The organism is Glycomyces dulcitolivorans (genome assembly GCF_003265355.1).
Lineage (GTDB): Bacteria > Actinomycetota > Actinomycetes > Mycobacteriales > Micromonosporaceae > Glycomyces > Glycomyces dulcitolivorans.
The window spans coordinates 1-15,239 of sequence record NZ_QFRW01000270.1 but is presented as its reverse complement, the minus strand read 5'-3'; the positions used below and the strand labels follow the sequence as shown (position 1 = coordinate 15,239).

General features: G+C 72.4%; 13 protein-coding genes and 1 pseudogene. 8 read left to right on the top strand and 6 right to left on the bottom strand.

Annotated features, from left to right (window positions below; all coding sequences use genetic code 11):
• From DI269_RS17950 to DI269_RS17930, 6 genes and pseudogenes are all read left to right on the top strand, one after another.
• A partial coding sequence (locus DI269_RS17950; RefSeq protein ID WP_112138350.1) for a 5-dehydro-4-deoxyglucarate dehydratase occupies window positions 1-693 on the top strand: 693 nt, incomplete at its 5' end.
• A complete protein-coding gene (locus tag DI269_RS17945; RefSeq protein ID WP_112138348.1) occupies window positions 690-2,093 on the top strand; it encodes an aldehyde dehydrogenase (NADP(+)) in 1,404 nt (467 codons plus the stop codon). The genes DI269_RS17950 and DI269_RS17945, both read left to right, overlap by 4 nt.
• A 50-nt stretch (window positions 2,094-2,143) precedes the next feature.
• Window positions 2,144-3,409: pseudogene (locus DI269_RS29165) on the top strand (enolase C-terminal domain-like protein); the annotation flags it as partial.
• Window positions 3,410-3,442: 33 nt separating this feature from the next.
• On the top strand, window positions 3,443-4,456 hold the full coding sequence (locus DI269_RS29160) for a Bug family tripartite tricarboxylate transporter substrate binding protein (protein WP_408612307.1): 1,014 nt from the start codon (window positions 3,443-3,445) through the stop codon (window positions 4,454-4,456).
• The gene (locus DI269_RS17935) at window positions 4,453-4,974 is read left to right on the top strand and encodes a tripartite tricarboxylate transporter TctB family protein (RefSeq protein ID WP_112138344.1); all 522 of its coding nucleotides are present in this window, start codon (window positions 4,453-4,455) and stop codon (window positions 4,972-4,974) included. The genes DI269_RS29160 and DI269_RS17935 overlap by 4 nt, the downstream gene beginning before the upstream one ends.
• 9 nt (window positions 4,975-4,983) lie before the next feature.
• Window positions 4,984-6,495, top strand: a complete 1,512-nt coding sequence (locus DI269_RS17930) for a tripartite tricarboxylate transporter permease (protein WP_112138341.1) — start codon at window positions 4,984-4,986, stop codon at window positions 6,493-6,495.
• A gap of 2 nt (window positions 6,496-6,497) precedes the next feature.
• Here the strand turns inward: DI269_RS17930 and DI269_RS17925 are convergent, their stop codons facing one another.
• The 6 genes from DI269_RS17925 to DI269_RS17900 all read right to left on the bottom strand — a co-directional run bounded on the left by DI269_RS17925 (window position 6,498) and on the right by DI269_RS17900 (window position 10,646).
• Window positions 6,498-7,256 (bottom strand): IclR family transcriptional regulator, encoded by a 759-nt coding sequence (locus tag DI269_RS17925; protein ID WP_112138339.1) that lies wholly within the window; start codon window positions 7,254-7,256, stop codon window positions 6,498-6,500.
• Between the two features lie 63 nt (window positions 7,257-7,319).
• The gene (locus DI269_RS17920; protein ID WP_112138352.1) at window positions 7,320-8,459 is read right to left on the bottom strand and encodes an L-talarate/galactarate dehydratase; all 1,140 of its coding nucleotides are present in this window, start codon (window positions 8,457-8,459) and stop codon (window positions 7,320-7,322) included.
• Between the two features lie 184 nt (window positions 8,460-8,643).
• The gene (locus tag DI269_RS17915; RefSeq protein ID WP_112138337.1) at window positions 8,644-9,396 is read right to left on the bottom strand and encodes a class I SAM-dependent DNA methyltransferase; all 753 of its coding nucleotides are present in this window, start codon (window positions 9,394-9,396) and stop codon (window positions 8,644-8,646) included.
• A 49-nt stretch (window positions 9,397-9,445) separates the two neighbouring features.
• Window positions 9,446-9,763 (bottom strand): DMT family transporter, encoded by a 318-nt coding sequence (locus DI269_RS17910; RefSeq protein ID WP_112138335.1) that lies wholly within the window; start codon window positions 9,761-9,763, stop codon window positions 9,446-9,448.
• A complete protein-coding gene (locus DI269_RS17905) occupies window positions 9,763-10,119 on the bottom strand; it encodes a DMT family transporter (RefSeq protein ID WP_112138333.1) in 357 nt (118 codons plus the stop codon). Before DI269_RS17905 ends, DI269_RS17910 begins: the two co-directional genes overlap by 1 nt.
• The gene (locus DI269_RS17900) at window positions 10,116-10,646 is read right to left on the bottom strand and encodes a TetR/AcrR family transcriptional regulator (protein WP_112138332.1); all 531 of its coding nucleotides are present in this window, start codon (window positions 10,644-10,646) and stop codon (window positions 10,116-10,118) included. Before DI269_RS17900 ends, DI269_RS17905 begins: the two co-directional genes overlap by 4 nt.
• 132 nt (window positions 10,647-10,778) lie before the next feature.
• Here DI269_RS17900 and DI269_RS17895 point away from each other — a divergent pair, with 132 nt between their 5' ends.
• Window positions 10,779-14,105, top strand: coding sequence for a DUF4132 domain-containing protein (locus DI269_RS17895; RefSeq protein WP_112138330.1), 3,327 nt, complete (start codon window positions 10,779-10,781; stop codon window positions 14,103-14,105).
• A gap of 83 nt (window positions 14,106-14,188) precedes the next feature.
• On the top strand, window positions 14,189-15,239 hold a 1,051-nt coding region (locus DI269_RS17890), incomplete at its 3' end, for a hypothetical protein (protein ID WP_157975070.1).

Here is a 15,239-nt window from a genome sequence, read left to right as displayed (position 1 = left end):
GCCGTCGACGAGTCCGCCGGGGCCGTCCCGATCGTCGCGCCCGCCGGGCTCGGCACCGCGCAGGCGGCCGCGTTCGCCCGGGACGCCGAGGCCGCCGGGGCCGACGCGGTCCTGCTGTTCCCGCCCTACCTCACCGAGGCCGGCCAGGACGGGCTCTTCGCCCACGTGAAGGCCGTGTGTGACGCGACCGCACTGGGCGTCATCGTCTACCATCGTTCGAATGCCGTGTACGAGGTGGAAACCGTTGCGCGCCTTGCTGATTCGTGCCCGAACTTCATCGGGTTCAAGGACGGCGTCGGCGACATCGAGTTCATGACCCGCCTCTACGCGACCCTCGGCGACCGCCTCCTGTACGTCGGCGGCCTCCCCACCGCCGAGACCTTCGCGCTCCCGTACCTCCAGCTCGGCGTCACCACCTACTCCTCGGCGATCTTCAACTTCGTCCCCGAGTTCGCGCTCGCCTTCTACGACGACGTGCGCGCCCAGGACGGCGCCGAGGTCTACCGCCGCCTCCGCGAGTTCGTCCTGCCCTACCTGGACATCCGCAACCGCGGCAAGGGCTACGCCGTCTCGATCGTCAAGGCCGGGATGCGCGCCGCCGGCCGCCCCGCCGGGCCCGTGCGCCCGCCGCTCACCGAACTGCGCGACGACGAGTTCGCCGCGCTCGCCGCACTCGTGGAGAAGGTCAAATGAGCGAGTTCCCGCAGGTCGACACCGCCGTCACCGCCGCCGTAGCCGCGTTCGGCCCCTACCGGGAGACCGACCCGCTGACGCGGGCCGCGCTCCTCGACGCCATCGCCGACGGGATCGACGGCCTCGGCGAGGACCTCGCCGCCACCGTCCACCGCGAGACGAACCTCCCGCTCGCCCGCGCCCGGTCCGAACGCGACCGCACCACCAACCAGCTGCGCATGTTCGCGCGCCTCCTTGAAGGCCCGGACTGGAACCGCCCGCGCATCGCCATCGGCGACCCCGGCCGCGAGCCGCTGCCGCGCCCCGACCTGCGGCTGCGCCACATCCCGCTCGGGCCCGTCGCCGTCTTCGGCGCCAGCAACTTCCCGCTCGCGTTCTCCGCCGCCGGTGGCGACACCGCCGCCGCGCTGGCCGCGGGCGCGCCCGTGGTCGTCAAAGCCCATGAGGCCCATCCGGAGACCTCGCGCCTCGTCGGCGGCGTCATCACCGAGGCGCTCCACGCGCTCGGCCTGCCCGCCGGGGTCTTCACGCTCCTGTTCGGCCCCGGCCGCACCCTCGGCCAGGCGCTCGTCGCCCACCCCGGGATCAAGGCCGTCGCCTTCACCGGCTCGCGCGCCGCCGGGCTCGCCATCGCCGCCACGGCCGCCGCCCGGCCCGTGCCGATCCCCGTGTACGCCGAGATGTCGAGCGTCAACCCGGTGTTCCTCCTGCCCGGCGCGCTCGCCGACGCCCCCGAGGACCTCGCGCGCGGCTTCGCGGCTTCGGCGGTGCTGGGCTCCGGGCAGTTCTGCACCAACCCCGGACTCGTGTTCGCCCGCAACGGGTCCGGTCTCGACGAGTTCGTGAAGACCGCCGCGGCCGCCATCAGTGAGACCGCCGCGCAGCCGATGCTCACCGACGGCATCCGCGCCGCCTACGAGGCCGGCCGCGACCGCCTCGGCGAGATCCCCGGCGTCGAACTCCTCGCCCGCGGCACCGGCGAACCCGCGCCCGCGCTCTATCGCGTCGACGCCGCGACGTTCCTCGCCGAGCCCGCCTTGCGCGACGAGGTCTTCGGCGCGACCTCGCTCATCGTCACCGTCGAGGACGAGGCCGAGACGCACCGCCTCCTCGACGTCCTCGAAGGCCAGCTCACCGCCACCATCCACACCGGACAAAGCGACCTGGACGAGGCCGCGCGCCTGATCCCGCGGCTCGAACTGCTCGCCGGGCGCATCGTCCACGGCGGCTGGCCCACCGGCGTCGAAGTCGGCCACGCCACCGTCCACGGCGGTCCGTTCCCGGCCACGAGCGACGCCCGCAGCACCTCGGTCGGCACCCTCGCGATCGACCGGTTCCTGCGCCCCGTCGCCTACCAGGACCTCCCCGCCGACCTGCTGCCGAAGGAGCTGCGGCCGTGACGCCCAAGGTCACCGACCTGCGAGTCGTGCCCGTCGCCGGGCGCGACTCCATGCTGCTCAACCTCTCCGGCGCCCACGCGCCGTTCTTCACCCGCAACCTGGTGATCCTCACCGACGACTCCGGCGCCACCGGCGTCGGCGAGGTCCCCGGCGGCCAGGCCATCGCCAAGACGCTCGAAGACGCCCGCGACCTCGTCGTCGGCCGGCCGATCGGCGCCTGGAACGCCGTCCTGAACGAGGTCCGGCGCCGCTTCGCCGACCGCGACGCCGCCGGGCGCGGACGCCAGACCTTCGACCAGCGCGTCGAAGTCCACGCCCGCACCGCCCTCGAAGCCGCGCTCCTCGACCTGCTCGGCAAGCACCTCGGCGTCCCCGCCGCGGCGCTCCTTGGCGAAGGCGTGCAGCGCGACCGCGTCCCCGTCCTCGGCTACCTCTTCTACATCGGCGACCGCACCCTGACCGACCTGCCGTACCGCGCCGACACCGCCGCCGACGACCCCTGGTTCCGCCTGCGCGACAAGGAAGCCCTCACCCCCGAAGGCATCGTCGCCCTCGCCGAGGCCGCCCGCGACCGCTACGGCTTCCGCGACTTCAAGCTCAAAGGCGGCGTGCTGCCCGGCCCCGAGGAGGCCGCCGCCGTCACCGCGCTCGCCGAGCGCTTCCCCGACGCGCGCATCACCCTCGACCCCAACGGCGCCTGGTCCCTCAACGAAGCGATCACCTTGTGCCGCGACCTGGACGGCGTCCTCGCCTACGCCGAGGACCCGTGCGGCGCCGAGGACGGCTACTCCGGCCGCGAGGTCATGGCCGAGTTCCGCCGCGCCACCGGGATGCCCACCGCCACCAACATGATCGCCTGCGACTGGCGCGAACTCGGCCACGCCGTGCGCGCCGGCGCCGTCGACATCCCCCTCGCCGACCCGCACTTCTGGACCCTGTCCGGCTCCGTGCGCGTCGCCCAGCTCTGCGAGGCGTGGGGCCTGACCTGGGGCTCCCACTCCAACAACCACTTCGACGTGTCGCTGGCGATGTTCACCCACGCCGCCGCGGCCGCCCCGGGCGACATCACCGCGATCGACACCCACTGGATCTGGCAGGACGGCCAGCGCCTCACCAAGGCGCCCTTGACGATCGCCGACGGCGAGATCGCCGTCCCGGACGCGCCCGGACTCGGCGTCGAACTCGACCTCGACCAGGTCGAAGCGGCGCACGAGCTCTACCTCGAACACGGCCTCGGCTCGCGCGACGACGCCGCGGCCATGCAGTACCTGGTCCCCGGCTGGGCCTTCGACCCGAAACGCCCTTGCCTGAACCGATTATCTTCTTTGTTGCCAATTGCCTTCCACTCAATGAGGAGTCAGAGAATGAGCCCCTTCCCCCGACGGGTCCTGCTCGCCGGAATGGCCGCGACCCCGGTCGCGGCGCTGGCCGCCTGCAACGGCGTCCAAGGCGGCGCCGACGCGGCGTCCGCCGACTTCCCGACCCGCGCGGTCGACTTCATGATCCCCTTCGACCCGGGCGGGTCCGGCGACCTCGTCGGCCGCGCGGTCGCGAAGGCCGCGGAGGACCCGCTCGGCGAGTCCATCGCCGTCAGCAACAAGCCCGGCGCGAACGGCGCCGTCGGCCTCAAGGAGCTCCTCGCGGGCGACGCCGACGGCTACACGATCTCCCTGGCCGTCAAGTCCCTCTTCGCGATCACGCCGCTCGCGGTCGACGACCCCGACGCCGTCGTCATCGAGGACTTCCGCATCGTCACCACGCTCACCCAAGAGGCGTACGTCCTCGTGGTGCACGCGGACTCGCCGTACCAGACCCTCGCCGACCTGCTCGCCGCCGACTCGGTCAACTACGCCACCACCGGCGTCGGCACCGGCTCGCAGCTGTCGGCGCAGCTGCTGTTCACCGGCGCGGGGATCGACGCCACCGACGTCCCGTTCGACGGCGGCGCCCCCGCGGTCACGGCCCTGCTCGGCCAGCAGGTCGACGCCGTGTCCGCCTCCCTCGCCGAGACCATGCCGCAGATCGACGCCGGCGAGCTGCGCGCCGTCGCCGTGTTCTCCGAGGAGCGCAGCCCGTTCCTCAACGAGATCCCGACCGCGGTCGAGTCCGGGTACGACGTGGTCGTCGACCAGCGCCGCTTCATCGTCGTCCCCGCCGCCACCCCCGACGACGTCACCGGCGTGCTCGCCCTCGCGTTCGAGGAGGCCAAGGAGTCCGGCGAGTACGGCCAGTTCCTCCAGGACAACTACATGGACCGCTGGGAGGTCGACGGCCTCGAAGCGCAGACGCACCTCGCCGAGGCCGCCGAGCAGTACGCCGCGGACGTGGCCGACGCGGGCCTCCAACTCGGTGAAGGCTCATGAGCGAGGCGGTCATGGCCGATCCGGAACGTGAAGCGCCCGAAGGGGACGCGTTCGACGAGGCGCGGCCCGGCGGACGCGTGCAGGCCGTCGTGGCCGGCGCCCTGCCGGTCGCGCTCGGCGCGTTCGCGGCCTGGCTCGCGTTCGGCCTCGACGTCGGGAGCCTGACCGACCCGGGCCCGGGGCTGTGGCCGCTCATCGTGTCCGGACTGCTCGTCGCCTGCGGCGCCGGGATCATTATCGTGGCCGCGACCGCCAAGGGCCCCAACGGGACCGAGGCGTTCACGAAGGGCACGATCAACGTCCTCGTCGCCGCGGGCGCCCTCGCCGTCTACGCCTCGCTGTTCGAGGTCGTCGGCTTCGAGATCCCCACGGTGCTGCTGCTGTTCGCGTGGCTGCGGTTCCTGGGCCGCGAGTCGTGGCTGTCGAGCACGGTCATCGCCGTGGTCGCGACCGCGGCGTTCTACGCCCTGTTCATCCTCGGCCTCGGTGTGCCGCTGCCGCACCTGATCGCCTTCTAGGAGCCGGCGATGGACTTCTCTTCCGTGCTCTCCGGCTTCGCGGTGGCGTTCGAGCCGCAGAACCTCCTGTTCTGCCTCATCGGCGTCACCGTGGGGATGCTCATCGGCGTGCTCCCGGGCCTCGGCCCGGCCGCCACGATCGCGATCCTGCTGCCGATCACGTACAGCCTGGAGCCGACCGCCGCGGTCATCATGCTCGCGGGGATCTTCTACGGCGCCCAGTACGGCGGCACGATCACCTCGGTGCTCCTGCGCATGCCCGGCGAGGCGTCCACAGTGGTCACCGCGCTCGACGGGCACGCGCTGGCGCGCAAGGGCGAGGCCGGGCCCGCGCTCGGCGTCGCCGCCATCGCGTCGTTCATCGGCGGCACCGCCTCGATCCTGCTGCTGACGTTCATCGCGCCCGCGCTCGCGGGGGCGGCGCTGGCGTTCGGGCCCGCCGAGTACACCGTCCTGGCGCTCATCGGGATCTTCCTGGTCGGCACGCTCGGTTCGGGGTCGCTCGTCAAGAGCGCCGCGGCCGCGGCGCTCGGCCTGCTCATCGCCACGGTGGGGCTCGACCCGCTGCTGGGGACGCCGCGGTTCACGTTCGGGACCGACCAGCTCGCCGACGGCATCGACTTCACCATCGTCGCCATGGGGCTCTTCGGGGTCGGGGAGATCCTGTACAACCTGGAGCACCGGGACCGGCCGCAGCCGGCGGTGCCCGCCTTCGGACGGGCGATCCCGAGCCGGCTGCACTGGCTGCGCTCGCGGATGGCGATCCTGCGCGGCTCGGTCACGGGCTTCGTGCTCGGCATCCTGCCGGGCGGGGGCGCGACCATGTCGTCGCTGGTGTCGTACGCGGTCGAGAAGCGCGTCGCGAAGGACCCGTCGCGGTTCGGCAAGGGCGCCATCGAAGGCGTGGCCGGACCGGAGTCGGCGAACAACGCGGCGGCGACGTCCTCGTTCATCCCGCTGCTGACGCTGGGCATCCCGGCGAACGCGACGATGGCGGTCCTGTTCGGCGCCTTGATGCTCCAGGGCATCACGCCGGGACCGAACCTGATGAACGAGCACCCGGACGTGTTCTGGGGCGTCGTCAACTCGATGTACGTCGGGAACCTGCTGCTCTTGGCGCTGAGCATCCCGCTCATCGGGGTGTTCGTGCGGATGCTCAAGGTCCGCCCCGGCGTCCTCGGGCCGCTGACCGTGGTCATCACCATGCTCGGCGTCTACTCGATCCGCAACAACGCCTTCGACATGCTCCTGGTCATCGGCCTGGGCCTGCTGGGCTACGGGATGCGCAAGCTCGGGTTCGAGCCGGGGCCGTTCGTGCTCGCGTTCGTCCTCGGGTCCCTTTTGGAGGCGTCGTTCCGGCGCTCGATGCGGATCTTCGGCGGCGACGTCACCGAGTTCGTGCAGCGCCCCGTCTCGGGGACGCTGGTCGCGGTCCTGGTGCTCACCGCGGTGATCATCCCGGTCCTGCGCGGCGTGCGCGCCCGCCAGTCGGCGGCCGCCGAACGGGCAGCAGTGGAGTGACCTCAGGGCCGCACGTAGCCGAGGCGCCGGGAGACCCTCCCGGCCGCCTCGGCCACGAGCGGCCCGAAGTCCGCGCCGGTGATCCGCACCGTGGGCCCGGCGATGCTGACGGCGGCGGCGACCTCGCCGCTCTGCTCGAACACGGGCGCGCCGAAGCACGTGCTCCCGGCGTCGAACTCCCCGCGCTCCTCGGACCAGCCGCGCCTGCGCGTCTCGGTGATCTCGTCGCGGAGCCGGTCGGGGTCGATGACTGTGGAGTCGGTGAACCGCTCCAACGTCAGGCCCTCGATGAGCTTGTCGCACGCGGCGGGGGAGAGCCCCGACAGGTACGCCTTCCCGACCGCCGTGGCGTGCAAGGGCCTTCGCGCCCCGAGTTCGGATCTCACCTGCACCGCATGGTGTCCGAGCTCGCGGAACACGAACACGATCTCGTCGCCGCTCAGTACACCGAGGTTCACGGTCTCGCCGGTCCCGGCCGCGAGGTCGCGCAGCAGCGGGGGAGCGGCGGCGAAGACGTCCATGTGCTGCACGGCGGCCATGGCCATCCGCGCGGCCGCGGGCCCGAGCCGCCAGCGGCCCTCGCTGAGCGAGAGGTACTCGGCGGCCTGGAGCCGCTCGACGAGCCGGTAGACCGCACTCCGGCTGGCGCCCACGGCCTCCACGAGCTCGGCCGTCGTCGCCTCGCCGCGCACGGTGAGGACCTCGAAGATCTCCAGGGCCCGGTCGAGCGAGCCTTTCGGGGGCGCCTCCGCGCGGTGCATGAGGTGGTCCTTCGCAGTCCTGGGCGGCCGTCGCGCCGGGTGCCCGCCAGCGTAATCGGGGCCTCAGACGCCGAACGTCTCGGTCGCGGTCGTCCACGCCCGCGCCTGGTCGCTCAAGCTCACCCCGATGCCCGGCCGGGCCGGGACGATCATGCGCCCGCCCTCGGTCTCCAGGCGCTCGTTGAACAGCGGTTCCAGCCAGTCGAAGTGCTCGACCCACGGGTCGTGCTCGTAGGCCGCGGCCAGGTGCAGGTGGAGCTCCATCGCGAAGTGCGGTGCCATGCGCAGGCGCGCGGTCTCGCCGAGCGCCATGATCTTCAGGAACGGCGTGATGCCGCCGACGCGGGGCGCGTCGGGCTGGATGAAGTCGACGCTGCGGTGTCGGATCAGCTCGGCGTGCTCGGCGACGCTGGTGAGCATCTCGCCGGTCGCGATCGGGGTCGCCAGCTCGCGGGCGAGGTCGGCGTGGCCCTCGGCGTCGTACGCGTCCAGCGGCTCCTCGATCCACGTCAGGTCGAACTCCTCGAACGCCCGGCCCATGCGGACCGCGGTGCTGCGGTTCCACTGCTGGTTCGCGTCGACCATGAGGTCGATCCGGTCGCCGATCGCCTCCTTGACGGCCGCGACGCGCTTCAGGTCGATCTTCGTGTCCGGCTGCCCCACTTTGATCTTGACGCCGCCGATGCCGTTCGCCGCCGTCTGCGCCGCGTTCTCGATGACCTCCTCGATCGAGGAGGACAGGAACCCGCCGGAGGTGTTGTAGCACTGCACCGAGTCGCGGTGCGCTCCAAGGAGTTTCGCGAGCGGCAGCCCGGCGCGCTTCGCCTTCAGGTCCCACAGGGCGATGTCGAACGCCGCGATCGCCTGCGTCGCCAGGCCGCTGCGCCCCACCGACGCGCCCGCCCACACCAGCTTCGTCCAGATCCGCTGGATGTCGCTGGGGTCCTCGCCGAGGAGCTCGGGCGCGACCTCGCGGGCGTGCGCGTACTGGCCGGCCCCGCCCGCGCGCTTCGAGTAGCTGAAGCCGACGCCTTCCAGGCCCGCCTCGGTGCGGATCTCCGCGAACAGGAACGCGACGTCGCGCAGCGGCTTCTGGCGCCCGGTGAGCACCTTCGCGTCGCTGATCGCGCCCTTGAGCGGCAGCGTCGCCGCCGAGATCCGGACCGACGCGATCCGGTCGGTGCTCGCCTCGCCGCGCCGCAGCGCGCTGAAGTGCCGCTCGTTGGCGGCCGACGTCTCAGTGGCGCTGGTGAAGTCGAGGAACGTGGAGTCGCTCAAGGGGATCCCCCGTCAGTCCCGATGAGTGGGACTAGATGTCGATGAATGGGACTACCTGAATATAGGCCACCGGCCCGCCCCGCGCAAGACGGGAGCGGGCCGGGATCGATCAGCGCGGCAGCCGGTAGACCGACACGTGGTACGGCGAATCGGCGGTGAACTCGCCGCCCTCCCAGTCGCTGTGGCGCGATTCGAGCTCGAAGCCCGCGAGCTGCGCCATGAGGTCCAGTTCGGACGGCCAGATGTAGCGGTGCGGGCTGCGGCCCAGGCGGGCCCGGCGGCCGCCGTCCTTGGTGAAATCGCCGAACGTGAAGTGGTGCGAGACGACCTGCTGGTTGAGGACGTCGTAGGTGTCGAGCAGGATGTAGCCCGGCTCCACGACCCCCACGGTCGCCTCCTTGCCCGGCGGAAGCGTGCGCAGTTCGGGCACCCACAGCTCGATCACGAAGCGGCCGCCCGGCACCAGGTGCCGGGCGGCGTTGCGGAAGCACTCGACCTGCTCGGGCTGCGTGAGGAGGTTCGAGATGGTGTTGAAGACCAGGTAGGCGAGGTGGAACTCGCCCGGCGCGCGGGCGGTGGTCATGTCGCCCTCCACGACCGGGATCACCGAGTCGTCCACTTTGGTGCGAAGCTGCGCGATCATCGAGGGCGACAGCTCGATCCCGGTCACCGGCACGCCCGCCTCGGCAAGCGGGATGCCCACCCGGCCGGTGCCGATCGCGAATTCCACGGCCCGGCCGCCCTCGGCGAGGGCGGCCAGGCGGTCGACGGTGGGGCCGAGGACTTCGGGCGCGAACATGCCCTCGCCGGGCGTGTCGTAGCGGCCGGCCGTCTCGGCGTCCCAGATCTCGTTCGAATGCATCCGGCCAGCGTCGCGCACCCGCGACCCCGCTGTCGACCGAATTGCCGAGCTAGTGCGCGCCCATCTCGACCAGCAGCACCCCGGCGCCGACCAGGCCGATGCCCAGGACCATGAGCTTCGTCAGCGGCTCCTTGAACAGGAACCGGCTCGCGACCGCCGTCAGCGCGACTCCCGCGGCCACCCAGATCCCGTACGCCACACCGATGCCCAGTCCCGCGCCGAGCGCGAGCGTGATGCCGGTGAACGCCAGCCCGTAGCCGGCCGCCACGACCGCGTACCAGCCCTTCTTCCCGTCCGCGGCCGCCTTCAGCGACAGGCTCGCGGCCACCTCGGAGAGGATCGCCCCCACCAGGAACACCCACGCCATCAGACCGCTCCTTCCGTCTCGCGGGCGGCCGCCCGCTCCGCGCCCATCTCGATCGTGACCACCCCGGCGATGATCAGCGCGATGCCGACGCCCATGAGCGCCGTCAGCGGCTCGCCGTACAGGACCGCGCCGAAGACCGCCGTGAGCACCACGCCGAGTGCGCCCCACACGCCGTAGGCCACGCCGAGCGCCATGCCCGCCTTGAGGACCGCGCCGAGGAACACGAACGCGGTGATGAACCCGGCGCCGACCACGACGTACAGGACCGGGTTCTCCATCGCCGCCTTCAGTGACAGCGAGGCGGTCACCTCGCTGACGATCGCCCCCGCCAGCAGGAGCCACGGTCTCGCCCTCATCGGATTCCCTCCATCATGGATCGTGCTAGTCCCCTTATCTCGCTTCGCGTCTCGTCGCCGGGCGGCAGGTTGCCCATCGCGTCGGCGAACCACAGGCCGTCGGCCATGAGCCGCACGGCCGTGAGCCGGGCGCGCTCGCTCGGTCCGACGTCCTCGGGGACCGCCAACCACGGGCGCATCCGCTCGACCCAGTGCGCCGTCAGCCGCTCGCACAGCCGCGGGTCGGCGAACATGACCAGGTCACTCAGGTCGGCGTCGCCCGCGAGCGCCCACTCCAGGTACGCCGCCATGCGGGCCGCGGGCGACGCCTCGCCGACCGGGCCCTCCAGGAACGACGTGAGCCGCCGCTCCCAGCCGTCGACCACGTGGTCGACCAGGGCCAGCATCAGCGCCTCCTTGGTCGGGAAGTGGTACATCAGGCCCGGTTTCGTCAGGCCGGCGCGCTTCGCGGCCGACTCCAGGGAGACGGACCCGCCCGCCTGGATCATCGCGAGCGCCCCGTCGAGGATCTCCGCTTTCGAACTCATGCCCGCTACTTTACCTTCCGGAAGGTTGGTAGCGGCAAGTGACTGTGAGTCGTTCGACACCGCACTGAATGTCGATGTCGCACCGGGCCCATAGTCTCGAACCGTTGAACCCCTGCGGCACGAAGGACTGATATGACCGAACACGTTGCGCCCCAAGAAGACCAGATGATCCTGCCCGCCGCCTGGGCCGGGCGGGCGCTGTCGAGGCGCGGCCGCCGCGCCGGCAAACCGGTCGTCCTGGAGGAGCTCGCGGCCGAGCGGCTCCAGCGCAAACTCGAAGCCCGCGCCGAGAAGCTCCGCCTCGCGCTCGCCCGCGAGGACAACGCCGAGCACGCCGACGCCGTGGAGGCGTTCCTCGCCGGGAAGCCCGACCCGCACGGCGCCGCGGTCGCCGCCGCCCTCATGTGCGACGTCCACAGCCGCCACAACGCCTCCTGGCTGCGGCCGGAGTTCGACGCCTGGGTCCAGTGGCACGGCGCCCCGTTCGCGGTCGCCGCCGCCGTCGAGCGCCTCGCGATCCACCACGAGTCCCACAGCGGCAACGGGTACGAGCACCGCGTGGTCGCCGAGATCGACGTGGCGTACAGCAGCCCGCTCATGCACGAGTACGAGCAGGGCGGCATCGCCGCGGTCCGCTCCGTCGTCGCCGGCCTCTCCGACGAGGACTACGCCGAGGCGGTCGCCCTCACCGCCCCGCTCCGCGACACCCGCATGAAGCAGATCACCGCGGCCGTCCTGCTGCCGGACGAGACCGCCTGGACCGACGAGGCCGCGCTCGAATACGCGCAGGTCCGCTCGTACGGCTGGTCCGACCGGCTCTTCCTCCACTCGGTGACCACCATGGACCAGTTCAAGGCCGCCGGCATCGGCGTCCTCAACGAGTACTACACCGACGCCGGGACCGTCGCCGCGGTCCTCGTCAACCTCGGCGCCGACGCCCTCCCGGTCCTCACCGGCCCCATCGCCCAGTCCGGCCACCTCCCGGCCGAGTTCAAGAAGCTGCTCTACAAGGGCATCGCCGCCGTCCCCACCGACGAGGCGATGACCTACCTGCTCAAGCACCTCGGCGAAGCCCACGTCTTCGAGCCCGCCGCCGAGGCCGCCCAGCGCTACCCCCGGCGCGCCCTCCGCGTCCTCGTCAAGCTCGCCGCGACGACCACCGGCGACGCCCGCTTCCGCCTCGCCGCCGTCGGCAGCCTCATCGCCGAGGCCGAGCGCGCCCGCCTGGACGAGGCCGACCGCGAGGCCCTCGACACCCTCCTCGCCGGCAGCGGCCGCGCCCCCGAGGCCGAGGCCGCCGACCTCCCGGCCCTCCTGGTCACCCCGCCCTGGACCGTGAAGCGCCCCAAGGCGAAGCCCGTCGTCATCGAGGGCCTCGAAGCCCCGGCCGACGTCACGATCCACTGGGCCCCGGGCGAACGCGAGGAGTACCTCGAACTCAGCCAGCCCTGGGACGACGGCGTCTACGACTGGGACGAGCAGACCCTCAGCGGCAAGCTCGAAGCCACCGACTGGCGCGTCGAGACCTTCCTCGCCTTCGGCGACCCCGACAAGGCCGAGGTGTACCTGGACCGGTGGCTCGAACGCGAGTTCCACGGCTACGAGTACACCGTCCTGCGCATCTTCGCCCGCTACGGCGAGCGCGTCGTCGCCCCGGCCCTCGCCTCGGCCCGGAGGGACGCCACCTTCCAGCGCCTCCCCGGCCCGATCCTCGGCCTGGGCGCCGCCCGCCTCGCCGCCGAGCGCCTCGACCGGCTCAAGTCCGCCCGCGTCTCCGCCGCCAAGTGGTTCGAGCGCCACGGCCTCGCCGCCGTCCCCTTCCTCGTCCCCGACGCCCTCGGCGAGGACAAGAAGCTCCGGCAGTACGCCGTGACCGCCCTCCTCCACCTCGCCCTGCACCGCGGCGCCGCCGAAGTCGCCGCCGCGGCCGAATCCCACGGCCCCGAGGCCGCGGCCGCGATCGCCGACCTCGTCTCCGGCGACCCGCTCGAACCGCGCGGCGTCAAGGTCCCCAAGCCCGGCGCGTGGGCCTCCCCGGCCCTGCTCCCGCAGGTCCTCCTCAAGGGCGGCGAGCGCGCGCTCCCCGCCGAGGCCGCGCAGCACCTGCTGACCGTCCTCGCGCTCGCCACGCCCGAATACCCCTACCCGGGCCTGGACGTCGTTGCCGAGGCCTGCGACCGCGCCTCGCTGACCCGCTTCGCCCGCGCGCTGTTCCAGCTGTGGATCTCGGTGGGCGCGCCCGCGAAGGACTCGTGGGCGCTCACGCAGCTCGGGCACTTCGCCGAGGACGAGACGGTGTGGATGCTCGCCCCGCTCATCCGCGAATGGCCCGGCCAGGCCCAGCACAAGCGGGCCGTCACGGGCCTGGGCGTGCTCGGCGCGATCGGCTCCGAGGAGGCCCTGCGCGCGATCCAGGTCATCGCCGACCGCGTGAAGTTCAAGGCGCTCAAGGAGGAGGCGAACCGGCAGATCGCGCACATCGCCTCCGGGCTGGGCCTCACCCGCGACCAGCTCGCCGACCGGCTCGTGCCGGACTTCGGGCTCGGCGAGGACTCGGCGCTCGTCCTCGACTACGGGCCGCGGAAGTTCACCGTCGGCTTCGACGAGGCGTTGAAGCCCTTCGTGGTCGACGAGGCCGGCAAGCCCCGCAAGGTCCTGCCCAAGCCCGGCGCGAAGGACGACGCGGACGTCGCCGGCCCCGCGTACGAGCGCTTCACCGCCCTGAAGAAGGAGCTGCGCGCCGTCGCCTCCGACCAGATCGCCCGCCTCGAAGCGGCGATGTCCAACGGCCGCACCTGGTCCGTGGAGGAGTTCCGCCGCTTCTTCGTCGACCACGCGCTCTCGAAGCACCTCGCGCGCCGCCTCGTGTGGATCGCCGAGGCCGATGGCAGCCGCTTCGGGTTCCGCATCGCCGAGGACGGCACCTTCAGCGACGTCGAGGACGAGGCCCTGGACCTCCCCGCGGACGCGTCGATCCGCGTCGCCCACCCCGTCCACCTGGGCGAATCGGTCGGCGCGTGGGCCGAGATCCTCGCCGACTACGAGATCCTCCAGCCCTTCGACCAGCTCGCGCGCCCGGTCATGGCCTTCACCGCGGAGGAGCTGGAGACCGGCCGCCTCGCCCGGTTCGAAGGCGCGCGAGCGGAGGTCGGGCGCGTCCTCGGCATGGTCAAGCGCGGCTGGGAGCGTTCGGGTCCCGAGGACGGCGGCGTCGAACCGGGCATCTCCTACCGGCTCCCCGGCGGCGGCTTCGCCGTCGTGTGCCTCGACCCGGGCATCTACGTCGGGGCGATCGGCGAGACCCCCGAGCAGACGGTCCAGCAGGTGCGGCTCTCCGACACCGAGCGGTACTGGTGGTCCGACCACGACGAGGCGATCCGCACGTTCCCCAAGGACATCGACGAGGTCGCCGCCGCCGAGGTCCTCGGCTCGCTGGCCCGCCTCACCGGCCGCTCCTGACCTTCAACCCACTCATCGCGGAGGCGTCGCCCCGAGGTCGTATCCTCGGGGCGGCACCCCCACTGGACGCTGGAAAGACGTTGATGACCGAACACGCCGCGCCGCAAGAGGACCCCCTCGAACTCCCGGCGGCCTGGGCCGCGAAGCTCCTGCCCCGCCGCGGGAAGCGCACCGGGACCCCGGTCGAACTCGACCCCGACGCCCCCGACCTCCTCGCCGAGCAGTTCGAGGTCCACGCCGACCTGCTTGAGCAACTGCTCCACATGAAGAAGAACCGGCGCTACAAGGAGTCGATCCGCGCCTTCATCGCCGGCGAGCCCGACTCCCGCGGCGCCGCCGCGGTCGGGGAGCTGCTGCGGTACGTCGGGCCGCACACGATCGAATGGTGGACCCGCCTCGAATTCCAGGCGTGGCAGCTGACGCACGGCCTGCCCTGGGCCGTCGCGACCCTGGCGGAGCGCTACGCGATCCAGCCCCACGGCTGGTTCACCCCGGGCGTGCGGCCCCCGCTCGGGCACCTCCAGCTCACCGTCTCGTCCTGGCACGAGTTCCAGACCATCAACCGCGACTTGGACACCGGCTTCGTCGCCGAGGTCCGCGCCGTCCTCGCCGCCGCCTCCGACGAGGAGTACGCCGCGGTCGTGGCGGCGGTCGCCGACCACCGCGACCACCCCGCGAAGCGCTTCGCCGCCGCGCTCCTCCTCCCCGGCGAGACCGACTGGGTCGCCGAGGCCTGCGCCGAGTACGACCAGCACCGAGCCAGCGGCTTCACCGACCGGGTGCTCTACCACTCCGTCAGCGACCGCGCCCACCTCAAGGCCGCGAAGCGGTTCGAACTGGAGGCCTACGAGCTCGACCTGGAATCCATTGCCGCCGTTGTCGACTCGCTCGGCGCCGCGAGCCTGACGATCCTCGCCAAGACCCTCGACTCGCGCTGGTACCTCAACACCGACATCAAGAAGCAGCTCATCAAGGCGATCGCGCTGCTCCCCGGCGACGCGGCCGCCGCCCACCTCGTCGGCAGGCTCGACCAGCCGTTCGTCTTCGACGGCGCCGTCGAGTCCGCACGCCGCCACCCCCGCAGCGCGCTGCGCGCGGTCGCCGCGGCCGCGGACGCCGCCACCCCCGCGCAGT

Bases quoted from the DNA above. Each gene is read 5' to 3' on its own strand.
- DI269_RS17895 (WP_112138330.1), top strand. From the start codon at position 10,779: ATGACCGAACACGTTGCGCCCCAAGAAGACCAGATGATCCTGCCCGCC.
- DI269_RS17905 (WP_112138333.1), bottom strand. From the start codon at position 10,119: ATGAGGGCGAGACCGTGGCTCCTGCTGGCGGGGGCGATCGTCAGCGAG.
- DI269_RS17945 (WP_112138348.1), top strand. From the start codon at position 690: ATGAGCGAGTTCCCGCAGGTCGACACCGCCGTCACCGCCGCCGTAGCC.
- DI269_RS29160 (WP_408612307.1), top strand. From the start codon at position 3,443: ATGAGGAGTCAGAGAATGAGCCCCTTCCCCCGACGGGTCCTGCTCGCC.
- DI269_RS17915 (WP_112138337.1), bottom strand. From the start codon at position 9,396: ATGCATTCGAACGAGATCTGGGACGCCGAGACGGCCGGCCGCTACGAC.
- DI269_RS17910 (WP_112138335.1), bottom strand. From the start codon at position 9,763: ATGGCGTGGGTGTTCCTGGTGGGGGCGATCCTCTCCGAGGTGGCCGCG.
- DI269_RS17900 (WP_112138332.1), bottom strand. From the start codon at position 10,646: ATGAGTTCGAAAGCGGAGATCCTCGACGGGGCGCTCGCGATGATCCAG.
- DI269_RS17930 (WP_112138341.1), top strand. From the start codon at position 4,984: ATGGACTTCTCTTCCGTGCTCTCCGGCTTCGCGGTGGCGTTCGAGCCG.
- DI269_RS17925 (WP_112138339.1), bottom strand. From the start codon at position 7,256: ATGCACCGCGCGGAGGCGCCCCCGAAAGGCTCGCTCGACCGGGCCCTG.
- DI269_RS17935 (WP_112138344.1), top strand. From the start codon at position 4,453: ATGAGCGAGGCGGTCATGGCCGATCCGGAACGTGAAGCGCCCGAAGGG.